Here is a 12,442-nt window from a genome sequence, read left to right as displayed (position 1 = left end):
ATGACTTGGCGGTCATATGACTACCCGGTCACTCACATCATAGCGTAAGAGGGACTTGAGATCAAGGGGGCCTTTGTGAGGACGGTCAAGAGAGGGACCATGCAAGTGTTGCCGGCAGGTACGGCCTTAAGAACTGTGTACCAGGCGAACCCCCAGGAGCACCAGGGAAGCCCCCAGCACCTGGGCGGGAAGAACCGCCTCCTTCCACAGGAGGCTCGCGAGGAATAGGGCGATTACCGGCACCAGGTACTCGAAGGTCATCACCTTGACTGGCCCCAGCTTGGATATTGCGTAGTACCATATGGCCAGGCACATGGTGTTGGAGAGCAGGGATGAGTAGAACACACCTGCCCAGCCCATGGGGGACAAACCCGCCCATGACTGGCCCAGGAAGGATGGGAGGAAGAAGGCGATAGATGTGACCGCTGCACCCATCATGGCATAGGTGGTGACTCTCACCGCGCTGTAGCGGTCCAGCACGTGCACGCTGAAGTGACTGAAGAAGGCCCAGGAGAGGACGGCCCCCAGCACAATCAAGTCTCCCAGCCTTGTCTGTTGCCCTGCCAGGGCGGTAAGGGGTGCGTCTTGCCCAGTGATGACCAGGAGCACGCCCCCGAGAGCCAAACCCAGGCCCAGCACGCAGCCGCGGCTAAACCTGGCGCCCCGGAACATAGAGAGGATCGCTACGGTCACCGGAGCCATGGAGTAGAGAATGGAGGCGTTGGCTGAACTGGTTAGAGCAAGACCCTTGACGTAGAGAGTGAAGTCGCCCATGAGGAAGATGGAGAGCGCAGCGAAGGGCAGTATGTCCCCCCGCTGCAGGAAGACCCTCCGCCCTGGTAGCCAGAGGCGCTTTTCGAAGACAAAGAGGGTGATGAGCATGGCAGGGACACCGATGAGAAGCCTCAATACGTTGAAGGCCAGCGGCTGAACCTCGTTCAGCGCGGTCTTCACAAACCCGAAGTTGGCTCCCCATATGGTAACCACGAAGATAAGAAGCACGTCATGAAGGGAAAGCTTCAGTCCCAGGTTTATCCTGCTCATTCCCTCACTCCCCAGACCACAGTACACCCGGCGCCCGCCAGCTTCAAGCCCTTGATTGCCCACTAAGGAGATCCTGGGGAATGTGACCTCAGGGTGCCAGGCTGTTCTTCAGCATGAAGATCACTAGCCTGGGACTGTCACTAACCTCGAACCGGCAGGTCAGGGCTGTGGCAAAGGGAGACTTCACCACTTATGCGCTACCTGGTCACCTGTGGGCGCCACGCTGCCTACCTGAATCAAGGCGCGCATGATTCCCGGTAGGGTCCATGGGTTAAACAGATTGTACCTTCCAGCTAAGTTGTCAAGTGACCTGTAAACCTGGGCATAACTTACACCAGGTGAATCCAGATAGGACTTGGCCTTGAACCATCAGTAGCGGGTTGCCCTTGGGCCCCAAATGCACCACACCTAGACGCTTTGCCAAACCCGTATCTCTAATAATCGTCAACTTGTCGCCTGCTTCTCAAAATGCTTCGCCTCACGGCTTATTGAAATGTACCGCCTGCGAGGCCACGAACAAGGCAGCAAAATCCTTCCCATTCCGCTGGATAGTCATTGCTTCCCGTCTTTGTCATCACCGCATCCGCAAACCTGATTTCCACTTCCCACCCAACCCCGTCAAGGGCTGGCCAGTAGTAGTGCCCTCTCCAATCCAATAGATCACACCTCCGGAGCCCATCAAGAAATGCGTTCATTTCCTCCTTATTAAGGTTTTTTTCTTTTTCGTCCTCCAAGAAGTACATGTTAGACTTGTTCCACGAGACCCTGGCATGGACGAAGTCCACTTCCACGCAATACCTGGGCCCCGGCCAAATGGTCGTACTGGCCCGCAACTGTTCAATGTCATGGTAATCCTTGGTGCTAACTTTGCCTTTCCACTTAAGCCCACAATGGTCGCAGACATAATCCGGGAGATCTGAACAGTCCAAGCATCCCCCCAGCCGCACCTTCCCGGCATTCTCGGCCTCGATTAGATCGGGGCCAGGCAACCCATAGATGATTGGTTTCACTGCGGCCTCACCGCACTGGGGACATACCCTAAGTCTCTTACTCATGAGTGCACCTCCAGAGCCTGCAATGAAAGGCGTGGCTTGGTTTCTACATGCGCACCGCCCACCCTGCTGTCGTTCGTGCAAATAAGCGGAGAGGATACGGTTGCCATCCACTTCCCACGTGGCCGCTATCTCATCACCAGGAAAGGGCAGGGATTCTCCGGGAATTACCGCCTCTTGGGGCTCTTGTCCTGGCTCCTGGGGCGCAGCGTGCTGGCATCCCGTCCCGGAGAACACTGCCACCGCCAGGAGAACCGCTGCTATCCCCGGGCCTAGGAGCCCGAGTTTGAAGTGTGACAGGGATTCCCTCCGTTTCTTTAAGACCGGATGCGTACTGATTCTGGCGTGGGTCATCTGGAAAGGTTCCGGCCTCGGCCCGGCGGGAAGCGCCGCCATGAGGAGCATGACTGGTACCACCACTGTGCCTGCCCGGCCTGTGCCTCCAGGCATCTTGTGGTAGAATCCATTGTGGACGAACATCTTTCCCCTGGCGGTGATGAGCGTGCTTACCCGGGAGGCTGTACCCGGCCACGTTGCCGGTGTCCTGGATACCCTGGTCCTTCACGGCCACCAGGCTTACCTGGTGGGAGGGGCCTGCCGTGACCTGCTCATGGGCACCGAACCCAAGGATTGGGACGTGGCCACATCGGCAAGCCCCGTGGATATCCTAAAGGCCTTTCCCCACCACCCCACCCTGGAGGTGGGGGCGCTCTTCGGCACCATCGTTCTAATGACTCAGGGGGGACCGGTGGAGGTGACTACCTTCCGCAGTGAGGCCTCATACACCGATTCCCGGCACCCTGACAGTGTCAGTTTCCACGGGGACATCCACATGGACTTGGCGCGCCGGGACTTCACCGTAAACGCCATGGCCTGGCGCTGGCCCGGCGGGCCCATGCTGGATCCCTTCCGTGGAAAGAGAGACCTGAGCCGCCAGGCGGTCAGGGCCGTGGGGGACCCCCAGGAGCGCATCGCCGAGGACCCCTTGCGAATGCTCCGCGCCCTAAGGTTTATCGCCCGGGGCTGGAGGCTGGAGCGGGCCACCCAGAAGGCCATGCAGTGTCATTCCGGCCTCCTTTCCAAGGTCTCCAGGGAACGGGTGAGGGACGAGTTCTCCCACATCCTCCTGGGCAGCCATGTAGCCCGGGCTGCCTGGCTGATGTGCGACCTGGGGCTGATGGCCCACGTCATCCCGGAACTCCTGGAGGGGAGGTCAGTGAGGGGTATCCGCGGCCCCTTTGATAATGTAACGGAGCACTCCATCGCCATCCTCCACTACCTGCGGCCGGACCTCGGCCTCAGGTTGGCCGGCCTCCTCCACGACGTAGCCAAGCCCCGCACCTGGAGGCGGGAGGACGGCACGAGCCACTTCCACGGGCATGACAGCGAGGGGGCCTCCATGGCCCGGGAGATCCTCAGGCGCCTCAGGTTCGATAACGCCACCCAGGAACGGGTGGTGCTTCTAGTGCGTGAACACATGTTCCAGGTGGGACCCTCCATCAGTGACGCCGGCCTCAGGCGCCTGGTGGGCCGGGTAGGCCGGGACAACGTGCTGGACCTGTTTGAACTCAGGCAGGCTGACATACTGGCCTCAGGCGGCATCCCCGGCCCTGCCTTCCGGGGGAGTCTTGCCCAGGTGAAGGCCATCCTCCAAGGGCACCACGCGGTGGATACCCGGGACCTTGCCGTGGACGGCCATGATGTCATGGAGGTACTGGGGATCCCGGAGGGGCCCAGGGTCGGCAGGGTTCTCAGGGTCCTCCTCGAAACTGTCCTGGAGGACCCTTCCGCCAACGAGCGCGAGTACCTCCTGGGACTCCTGGGAGAGATGGCCCGCAGAAAGGAGACCTGACCTTGCCGGATGTGCTGCTGTTCACTCCACCCCGCCGCCTGCGCCACGTGGACGAGGAGGCTGGGGAGAACCTGGGCATGGGCTATGTCGGGGCAGCCCTGGCCCAGGCTGGCATCGATGTTGAACTCCTGGATGCCGGCCTGGAGGGATGGAACACGGCCCGGTCCGTCCGGGAGATCCGTGGCCGTACCTGGAAGGTCCTGGGGCTTTCAGTAGTCCTGCCGACCATGGTCCCCCCTGCCCTCTCCATACTGGAGAACCTGGGCAGCCCTGGCCTGGTTATGATGGGCGGCCATACCCCCTCCCTGGCGGCCGAACGCCTCCTGGCAGGCTCCCCCAGGGATGACCTGGTAGTTGTGGTGGGTGAAGGAGAGGTCACCTCCGTGGAGCTGGTCCGGGCATACCTCTCAGGCGCCTCCCTGGATGGCATCCCGGGCATCGCCAGGAGCGGGCCTAACAGAAGCGAGCCCCGGCCCCTTATCCAAGACCTCGATGCCCTGCCCTTCCCCGACCGCAGGTACCTTCGCCCGGCACTGGCCAGGGGCCAGGACGCAATGGTGGCCTCCTCCCGGGGGTGCTACAACAACTGCGTCTTCTGCAGCGTCGGCGCTTTCTATGGCCTGTCACCGGGACCCAAGTGGAGGGCAAGGAGTCCTGGCAATATCGCGGACGAGGTGGAGCGCCTTGTGAAAGACCACAGTGTGAGACAGTTCCGTTTCGCCGACGACAACTTCATGGGACCCGGCGAGAAGGGCCGGCAGCGGGCCGAGGCCATCGCAGGTGAGTTCCTGAAGAGAAGGCTCCCGGTGCGCTTCGAGGTCTCCGTCAGGGCCAATGATGTGGAGGAGGACCTCTTCCGGCAGCTGAAAGAGGCCGGGCTCTACAGGGTGTTCCTGGGGGTTGAGGCCGGAGTGGACGCATGCCTTGAACGCCTGGGCAAGAACCTCACGGTAGAGGAGAACCGGAGGGCGGTTTTCACCCTCCGGAGACTTGGCCTTGAACCCTACATAGGTTTCATACTCTTTGACCCTGACACAACCCTCAACGAACTCGTCCAGAACCTTGCCTTTCTCCAGGAGATCCGGGGCAAGGACGGCATAGTCAACTCCAGGCTCGACCTCCTGAACCGCCTTGAGGTGTATGAGGGCACACCCGTGTCAGGACTCCTCCGGTCCCAGGGCAGGCTCACGGGCAACTACCTTGACTACCGCTACCCCTTCAAGGACAGGGGGGTCGCCTTGATCTACTCCGCTCTCCGGCTGGCCCAGAGACTCCTGATCCCGGTCCGCCGTTCCTTGAACAGGGCCAGGAGGCTCCTCAAGGCTCGAAGTCCGGCATCACTGGAGGGCTGAGCTTGTGGGCGCTCCTCCTAGCCATCGACTCGATGATCCCCCGGGCATCCTCCGGAGCCTCACCCGCCAGGATGTAGTTGTCCAGCACCTCGTAGGTTACTCCCATCTCGGCTTCGTCGGTCTGGCCGGGCCATAGCCCCGCCGTGGGTGGCTTCTCAATGACCTTGCATGGAACGCCCAGCAAACGGGCGGCCTCTTTCACCTGGGACTTCACCATGCGGGCCAGGGGCAACAGGTCAACGCCGCCATCACCGTGCTTGGTGAAGTAGCCCACCTTCAGCTCGCTGCGGTTGCCGGTGCCTGCCACCAGGTAGTTGCGGAGGTTCGCGTGATAGTAGAGGACCAGCATGCGAAGGCGAGGCTTCAGGTTGGCCTCAGCCAGTCTACGGCCCGGGCCCTCCTCCTTCCCCATGGCCCCCAGGACTGCCCTGAAGGCGTGGCCAAGGCCGACTTCCTTGAAGGGCACCTCCAGTGCCTGGGCCACCAGGCGGGCGTCCTCGATATCCCGGGGCAGGCTGTCACAGGGCATGATGATCCCTAGGGTAGTGGCGGGGAACGCCCGCTTCAGAAGGGCCGCAACCACAGCGGAATCCACACCACCGCTGATCCCTACCACCGCCCCGGCAGCACCGGCCCCGGCACCCTGGGCCTTGAGCCAGTGTACCAGCCTGTCGACGTACTCGGCCATGCCTGGAACCGTCAACTCTAGAACACCCCCAGGTACTGGTTTATCTCCCAGTCATGGACCTGTGTCCTGTACGTGTCCCACTCTATGATCTTGGCCTCGATGAAGCGATGGAAGATGTGCTCTCCCAGGGCCTCCCGGATCAACACATCCTTCTTTAGTTCCTCAATGGCCGCGTAGAGGTTCCCAGGAAGGCTCGGGATGCCCATGTCCTCCCTCTCGGAGGCCGTGAGGGTGTAGATGTTCCGGTTCACCGGTTCCGGGGGCGAGATCCTGTTCTCGATCCCGTCGAGTCCGGCCGTGAGCATGACTGCCAGCGCCAGGTAGGGGTTGCACGATGGATCCGGGCTCCTCAGCTCCACCCGGGCGGACATGCCACGGCCCTCGGGCACCCGCACCAAGGGGCTCCTGTTGCGTTCCGACCACGCTATGTAAACAGGGGCTTCGTACCCGGGCACCAGCCGCTTGTAGGAATTCACCAGGGGGTTGCAAATGGCGGTGAACCCGGGGGCGTGCCTCAGGAGCCCCCCTATGTAGTAGATGCACTCGTCGCTAAGACCGTAGGGGTTCCCCGGCTTGTCAAAGGCATTCTTCCCGTCCACCATGAGAGACATGTGTGTATGCATGCCGGAGCCGTTGATGCCGAAGATAGGCTTGGGCATAAAGGTGGCATGGAAGTTATGCTGCTGGGCGACGATCCGCACGACCAGCCGGAAGGTAGAGATGCTGTCCGCCGTCTTCAGGGCATCGGCGTACTTGAAGTCGATTTCGTGCTGGCCAGGGGCCACCTCATGGTGGGATGCCTCTATCTCGAACCCCATCTTCTGCAGGGCCACCACCATGTCCCTGCGGGCCTCCTCCCCGTAGTCAATGGGACACAGGTCGAAGTACCCTGCTTGATCCTGGGTATGGACCGTGGGCATGCCCCCGGAATCCCTGAGGAACAGGAAGAACTCGGGTTCTGGCCCAGCCATCATCTGGTACCCCATGGCTTCCGCCCTCGCAATGGCCCTCTTCAGTATGCGCCTGGGACATCCCTCGAAGGGTTCGCCCTTGGACGTGATGACATCGCAGATCAGCCGTGCCGTAGGCGTGCTGCTTACGGTCCATGGGAACACCGCCAGGGTATCAGGATCCGGCATGAGCCTCATGTCGGACTCCTCTATGCGGACAAATCCCTCCACGGAGGAACCATCGAAGGCTATGCCTCCGGTGAGCGCCTTCTCCGCCTGCTCCACAGGGATGGCCACGTTCTTGATGATGCCCAGGATATCGGTGAACTGGAGGCGGATGAATTGCACCTTAAGATCGGCCAGTTTCTTTAGGACTTCCTCCCTGCCTGTCTCGGTTCCTGGCACTGGTCTTCTCCTCCCCTTTTCTGGCCCTCAGGCCGTCTACACTCTTCATGATCTCTGGTCTTTTTTCCATGGGGTAAAGGGACTTCACGGACGTGGTTCCCAGGGGATCTCGTTCCCGGATCCCTACCCCACCCTGGAAGGCGGGCCCCCGTATCTTCCGGAGGAAGAAGGACTCCCGGTCACTCACCAGTTCCGTGGGGGGCTCCTCCCTTTCCCTGAGGCGTTCCCGTACCTCCGACACCTTGAGGCCCCTGGCTATTAGGGACTTTATCTCCAGAAGCCTCTCAACGTCCCTTTGAGAGTACAGGCGGTGGCCACCGGGAGTCCTCATAGGGGATACCAGCCCCATGGCATCGTAGTAGCGAATTTGCCGCTCGCTGAGGCCTGTCATCCCCTTGACAACGGCCATGGCGTAGCCGGGCTCCCGTCTCTGCACCCTGCCCACCCCCTTCATGTGAGATTTTCTGACATGGCCTTTACTCACACCCATAATACTCTCCTCCCATGGAAAACGTCAAGGGATACTGTCCGCTGAATCGGGAAGGCTGAATAGGCGGGGGTGTGAGGTTTGTCTTCGGTCTTGAGCCTTCTGTGGATACTCCTCCTCGTTGCCTCCTTCGCCTGGCCTGTGTTCCAGCAAAGGCGCTTGCACATGGCCAGGATAGACTTGCTGAGGCAGATGGAGAGGGCGCGGAAGTCCCGGGTGATCACGCTCATCCACCGCCAGGAGGCCGTGAACATCCTGGGGATACCCATTGCCAGGTTCATAGACATCGAGGACTCCGAGCAGATCCTCAGGGTCATCCGGCTGACCCCCCCTGGCACCCCCATAGACCTGATCCTCCATACCCCCGGGGGGCTTGTCCTGGCCACCGAGCAGATTGCCCTGGCGCTCCAGCGGCATCCCGGGGAGGTCACAGTGCTGGTGCCCCACTACGCCATGTCCGGAGGAACCCTGCTGGCCCTGGCCGCAGACAGGGTGCTGATGGACGAGAACGCGGTACTAGGGCCGGTTGACCCGCAGGTAGGCCAGTATCCTGCCACATCAGTGCTGAGGGTGCTTAGGGAAAAGGGGTTGGACCACGTCGAGGACCGGACCCTGATCCTGGCTGACATAGCGGAGAAGGCGGTGAACCAGGTCCGGGATACGGTAACCACCATCCTCTCGAAGAAGATGGACCCGGGCGATGCCGCCCAGGTCGCCCGGGGCCTCACAGAAGGCAACTGGACCCACGACTACCCCTTGACCCTCCGGCAGCTAAGGGGCCTTGGCCTCCCGGTTGAGGCAGGACTCCCCCGGGAGGTGTACCTGCTGATGGAACTATACCCTCAACCCAGGAGGGGAAAACCCTCCGTGCTCTACGCCCCCGTGCCCTACCGTGACGATGACAGGCTTCGCTGGAACTAGCTGCGGCTCACCAGCCATACTCCTATCACCACAAGGAGTGCCCCCAGCCCGCGGCCTACAGTGAGGCGGTCACCCAGGAGCACCACGCCCCACAAGGCCGCCACCAGGGGATAGGCCGCTGTAACCGGGATGACCTGGGCCAGGTTCCCCATCTTCAGCGCATAGAAGTAGGCCAGGTGCCCCAGCAAAGACCCTGAGATGCCCTCCATCGTAATCCACAGGGCAGACCTGGCATCAACCTGGCCCAGGGCCCCGAGCTTCCCCGAAAAGAGAGACAAGGCAAGGAGACAAAGGGTTATCACGCCGCTCCTGAGTGTCAGGGCGACAACAGGATCCAGCCGTGCCAGGGCTATCTTCCCCAGGAGAGGGGAGGTGCCCCACAGGAACATGGTAGCCAGGGCGAAGAAGAAGGCCATTGCCACCACCGCCTTCGTTTCAGGTGAATTGCCCCCCTCTTTCGCCTTGGAAAGGGCCCATACCTGCCTTAAGTGTTGTCTTCCTTCTTCACGTAGGCCTTGAACACCCAGCCCTCGGCACCATCGGGAAGCCGCAGGTTCACCCAGTTTCCCTCGGACTCCATGATGATGGCGGGAGTCCCCTTCTGAACAGTGCGCACCAGCTCGTAACGGGGCCCTGGTCCCGTCCTGAGGTTGACGTCATCATCGGACACTTGGCCGAAGGCCTCAAACTTCTCGGGCGCCTCTCCCTTCAGGAGACCCAGGCTTGCTACCTGGAACTTCTGGTACCGGTACATCTGCGAAGCCAGGTTCCTCTCGGTCACCTTGGACGCAGCTTCCTGGACCCTCTCATAGAGTTCCAGGAGGGGCTCCTCTTTTTCCTGAATCTGATTGACCAGTTCCCGCAGGCGGCCCATCCATACACCCCCTCCCAACTACTTCTCAGGCACAAAGCACCATGCCGCAGGTAATCCCTGCCGTTTAAGCCTATTCACGGTTGTGTCCCAACTTGCAAAGCGGCGGGCTACCCACTGAAAATCCCTGCCAGAACAGGCTATGGCGATTTCTTGACCCTTTCTGTTACATGGGATATGTTAGAGGCAACAACGAATGCCGCGAGGATGGCTTGTAAGAAGGAGGAAAATCTATGTGTGAATCGAATGTATTCATGGCAAGTGACGGCCGGGAAGACCTCATCATGGAGGCCGTGGACATCATCAAGACAGAAGGCGCTGAGCTTTTTCTCCAGGGCGTTCTTGGCGACACCATAAGGGTCAAGGGACGCATTAAGGAGCTTCGCCTGATGGAGCACAAGATAATCGTGGAACCCCAGTAAGCCCCTGTCCAGAAAGGGTCATGGACAACCCCCCAGATATTGACAAGCCCGCTAGGACTAACCTATAATTGTGAGCGATGGTCCGAGCAGGTTATCTTTTCTCAGGAACCTCCAATCTTGAGGGGAGGGATGCCCGGGCATTGGAGGGTTGAGTTCCCGAGAGGCCCGTTTCACGGGCCAGCATGGTCTGGAAACAAACCTGAAGGGGGAAGAGACAAAAAGATGTTCGCAAAAGGTTTTGTCAGATGGGGCATTGTGGCCGTTCTGGTCGTTACGCTCCTAGCCAGCTTGGCAGGATGCGGCCAGCCGCAGCCTGCCCCTGAGGAGGAGGAAGGCGAGGAAGAACCGGTTGCCACCGAGAGCATCAAGATCGGTATCATCGCCCCGATGACCGGAGAGACGCCCACCTTCGGCGCATCCACCAGGGACGGTGTGCTCCTAGCCGTTGAGGAGTACAACGCCAAGGGCGGCGTCCTGGGCAGGCAGATAGAATGGGTCCTGGAGGACGACAAGGGTGACGCTGTCGAGGCGGCCAACGCCGGGCGGAAGCTGGTAAACCAGGATAAGGTAGTGGCGATTATTGGCTCCGTGTACTCCGTGTGCAGCCTGGCCATCGCCCCCATAGCCCAGGAGGCCAAGATCCCCATGATCAGCCCGACCTCCACCAACGAGCGGGTGACGCTGACCGGCGACTACATCTTCCGGGCTTGCTTCATCGACCCGTTCCAGGGCTTCGTCATGGCCAAGTTCAGCACCGAAAACCTGCAGGCCAAGACCGCGGCCGTGTTGTATGACATAGAGAACGACTACACCAAGGGACTGGCTGAGGAGTTCAAGAAGCACCTTGAGAACATGGGCGGCACCGTGGTGGCCTTTGAGACCCACGCCAGCGGCGACCAGGACTTCAGGGCACAGCTGACCAAGATCAAGGCCGCTGAGCCCGAGGTGCTGTTCCTGCCCCAGTACTACCAGACCGCCGCTCTCCAAGCCAAGCAGGTGAGGGAGATGGGCTGGGACGTCCAGATGTTAGGTGCTGACGGCTGGGACTCCCCGGACCTCATCTCCATCGCCGGGGATGCCATCGAGGGCGGCTACCACGCCAACCACTATTCGCCGGACTCCGACACCCCCGTCGCCCAGGCATTCTTGAAGGCCTACAATGACAAGTACGGCAAGACCCCGGACGCCCTGGCCGCCCTGGCCTACGATGCAGCGCTGATCCTCTTTGAGGCCATCGAGAAGGCCGGTTCCACTGAGGGCTCCGCCATTCGCGACGCCATGGCCGCCACCGATCTTGAGGTGGTGTCCGGCAAGACTACGTATGACGCCAACCGCAACCCCATCAAGGCTGCCGTTGTCAACAAGATCGAGAACGGCAAGTTCAAGTTCTACACCGTGGTTAACCCCTAAGGGGGAAGGCCAAGACATGGCGGGCATCCTTGGCTGACAAGCGTGGACAGTGGGGGGCTCTTCCCCCCGCTGTCCATGTCCCCGCCTGGTAAGGGAGGATGACAACTTGTTCTTCCAGCAGATGGTGAACGGCATTCAGCTGGGATCAATATACGCCCTTATCGCCCTCGGGTATACCATGGTGTACGGCATCGTCCGTCTGATCAATTTCGCTCACGGCGAGATCTACATGGCAGGCGCGTATATCGGGTATTTTGTCGCGGGCTACCTGGGCCCCTTCTTCTTACCCACACTGGTGATACCTATGCTGCTCACCCCGGTCCTTGCCCTCATAATCGAGCGATTTGCCTACCGGCCCCTACGTTTCGCTCCCCGGCTAGCAGCCCTCAGCACAGCCCTGGGGGTTTCGATTTTTCTGCAGAACTTCGTAAGGCAGTTCATCGGAGCCGACTACCGACCCTTTCCCCAGATCATGACCCCTCATACCTACAATGTCGGCGGCGTCATCATTAACAACATAACCATCCTGGTGGTTGGCGTGGCGTTCACCCTCATGATGGTGCTCCAGTTCATCGTGAGGCGGACCAAGGTAGGCAAGGCCATGAGGGCGGTGTCTTATGACAAGGACGCCGCGAGGCTCATGGGGATAGACTTGGACTACGTGATATCCGTCACCTTCGTGCTGGGCTCCACCCTGGCGGCAGCCGCGGGTGTGCTGGTGGGAATAGCTTACCCCCGCATCGATCCGGTCATGGGACTCCTGCCAGGTATGAAGGCGTTCATTGCAGCTGTGCTCGGAGGCATAGGCAACATCCCCGGCGCAATGCTGGGTGGGCTTGTCATGGGAATGGCGGAGATCATGGTTGTCTACCTCTACAGCTCCAAGTGGAGGGATGCGGTAGCCTTCGCCATACTCATCGTTGTGCTGCTCCTGAGGCCTCAAGGCCTCCTGGGACGCCAGCTCAGCGAGAAGGTGTAGGGGGGGAGA

The 12,442-nt window shown here is 60.6% G+C and carries 13 protein-coding genes; 6 read left to right on the top strand and 7 right to left on the bottom strand.

Annotated features, from left to right (window positions below; genetic code table 11):
* Positions 1–126 precede the first annotated feature (126 nt).
* On the bottom strand, positions 127–1,044 hold the full coding sequence (locus AB1576_04665; protein ID MEW6081064.1) for a DMT family transporter: 918 nt from the start codon (positions 1,042–1,044) through the stop codon (positions 127–129).
* A 485-nt stretch (positions 1,045–1,529) separates the two neighbouring features.
* Positions 1,530–2,099, bottom strand: a complete 570-nt coding sequence (locus tag AB1576_04660; protein ID MEW6081063.1) for a hypothetical protein — start codon at positions 2,097–2,099, stop codon at positions 1,530–1,532.
* A 463-nt stretch (positions 2,100–2,562) separates the two neighbouring features.
* Here AB1576_04660 and AB1576_04655 point away from each other — a divergent pair, with 463 nt between their 5' ends.
* Together AB1576_04655 and AB1576_04650 are read left to right on the top strand one after the other, a co-directional pair.
* Entirely contained in the window at positions 2,563–3,948 is a 1,386-nt protein-coding gene (locus tag AB1576_04655; GenBank protein ID MEW6081062.1) for a CCA tRNA nucleotidyltransferase, read from the top strand.
* Between the two features lie 11 nt (positions 3,949–3,959).
* Positions 3,960–5,300 carry a radical SAM protein gene (locus AB1576_04650; GenBank protein MEW6081061.1) on the top strand — a complete coding sequence of 447 codons (1,341 nt, stop codon included), beginning with the start codon at positions 3,960–3,962 and terminating at the stop codon, positions 5,298–5,300.
* On the opposite strand, the gene nadE is transcribed toward AB1576_04650, so the two are convergent.
* The 3 genes from nadE to AB1576_04635 are packed head-to-tail and all read right to left on the bottom strand — an operon-like array spanning position 5,266 to position 7,833.
* On the bottom strand, positions 5,266–6,003 hold the full coding sequence (nadE, locus tag AB1576_04645) for an NAD(+) synthase (protein MEW6081060.1): 738 nt from the start codon (positions 6,001–6,003) through the stop codon (positions 5,266–5,268). The genes AB1576_04650 and nadE overlap by 35 nt on opposite strands.
* A 2-nt stretch (positions 6,004–6,005) precedes the next feature.
* Complete coding sequence (gene glnA, locus AB1576_04640) at positions 6,006–7,343, bottom strand: type I glutamate--ammonia ligase (protein MEW6081059.1); 1,338 nt, start codon at positions 7,341–7,343, stop codon at positions 6,006–6,008.
* Entirely contained in the window at positions 7,288–7,833 is a 546-nt protein-coding gene (locus AB1576_04635; GenBank protein ID MEW6081058.1) for a MerR family transcriptional regulator, read from the bottom strand. Before AB1576_04635 ends, glnA begins: the two co-directional genes overlap by 56 nt.
* Before the next feature lie 90 nt (positions 7,834–7,923).
* On the opposite strand from AB1576_04635, the gene AB1576_04630 reads away from it, so the two are divergent.
* Positions 7,924–8,751: a hypothetical protein gene (locus AB1576_04630; protein ID MEW6081057.1), complete on the top strand. Its 828-nt coding sequence runs from the start codon at positions 7,924–7,926 to the stop codon at positions 8,749–8,751.
* Here the strand turns inward: AB1576_04630 and AB1576_04625 are convergent.
* Entirely contained in the window at positions 8,748–9,167 is a 420-nt protein-coding gene (locus tag AB1576_04625; protein MEW6081056.1) for an EamA family transporter, read from the bottom strand. The genes AB1576_04630 and AB1576_04625 overlap by 4 nt on opposite strands.
* A gap of 68 nt (positions 9,168–9,235) precedes the next feature.
* Positions 9,236–9,625: an SH3 domain-containing protein gene (locus tag AB1576_04620; GenBank protein ID MEW6081055.1), complete on the bottom strand. Its 390-nt coding sequence runs from the start codon at positions 9,623–9,625 to the stop codon at positions 9,236–9,238.
* 230 nt (positions 9,626–9,855) lie between these two features.
* Here AB1576_04620 and AB1576_04615 point away from each other — a divergent pair, with 230 nt between their 5' ends.
* From AB1576_04615 to AB1576_04605, 3 genes are all read left to right on the top strand, one after another.
* Positions 9,856–10,044: a CooT family nickel-binding protein gene (locus AB1576_04615; protein MEW6081054.1), complete on the top strand. Its 189-nt coding sequence runs from the start codon at positions 9,856–9,858 to the stop codon at positions 10,042–10,044.
* A 255-nt stretch (positions 10,045–10,299) separates the two neighbouring features.
* Positions 10,300–11,454 carry an ABC transporter substrate-binding protein gene (locus AB1576_04610; protein MEW6081053.1) on the top strand — a complete coding sequence of 385 codons (1,155 nt, stop codon included), beginning with the start codon at positions 10,300–10,302 and terminating at the stop codon, positions 11,452–11,454.
* Positions 11,455–11,575: 121 nt separating this feature from the next.
* Positions 11,576–12,433 carry a branched-chain amino acid ABC transporter permease gene (locus AB1576_04605; GenBank protein ID MEW6081052.1) on the top strand — a complete coding sequence of 286 codons (858 nt, stop codon included), beginning with the start codon at positions 11,576–11,578 and terminating at the stop codon, positions 12,431–12,433.
* Positions 12,434–12,442 lie beyond the last annotated feature (9 nt).

This window comes from Bacillota bacterium (assembly GCA_040754315.1).
Lineage (GTDB): Bacteria > Bacillota > Sulfobacillia > DUSP01 > JBFMCS01 > JBFMCS01.
The sequence above is the reverse complement of the archived record's forward strand: the minus strand, read 5'-3'. Positions and strand labels throughout refer to the sequence as shown.

Excerpts from the sequence above, each read along its gene's own strand:
- AB1576_04665 (MEW6081064.1), bottom strand. The coding sequence starts at position 1,044 with ATGAGCAGGATAAACCTGGGACTGAAGCTTTCCCTTCATGACGTGCTT.
- AB1576_04635 (MEW6081058.1), bottom strand. The coding sequence starts at position 7,833 with ATGGGTGTGAGTAAAGGCCATGTCAGAAAATCTCACATGAAGGGGGTG.
- AB1576_04620 (MEW6081055.1), bottom strand. The coding sequence starts at position 9,625 with ATGGGCCGCCTGCGGGAACTGGTCAATCAGATTCAGGAAAAAGAGGAG.
- AB1576_04605 (MEW6081052.1), top strand. The coding sequence starts at position 11,576 with ATGGTGAACGGCATTCAGCTGGGATCAATATACGCCCTTATCGCCCTC.
- AB1576_04625 (MEW6081056.1), bottom strand. The coding sequence starts at position 9,167 with ATGGCCTTCTTCTTCGCCCTGGCTACCATGTTCCTGTGGGGCACCTCC.
- AB1576_04660 (MEW6081063.1), bottom strand. The coding sequence starts at position 2,099 with ATGAGTAAGAGACTTAGGGTATGTCCCCAGTGCGGTGAGGCCGCAGTG.
- AB1576_04615 (MEW6081054.1), top strand. The coding sequence starts at position 9,856 with ATGTGTGAATCGAATGTATTCATGGCAAGTGACGGCCGGGAAGACCTC.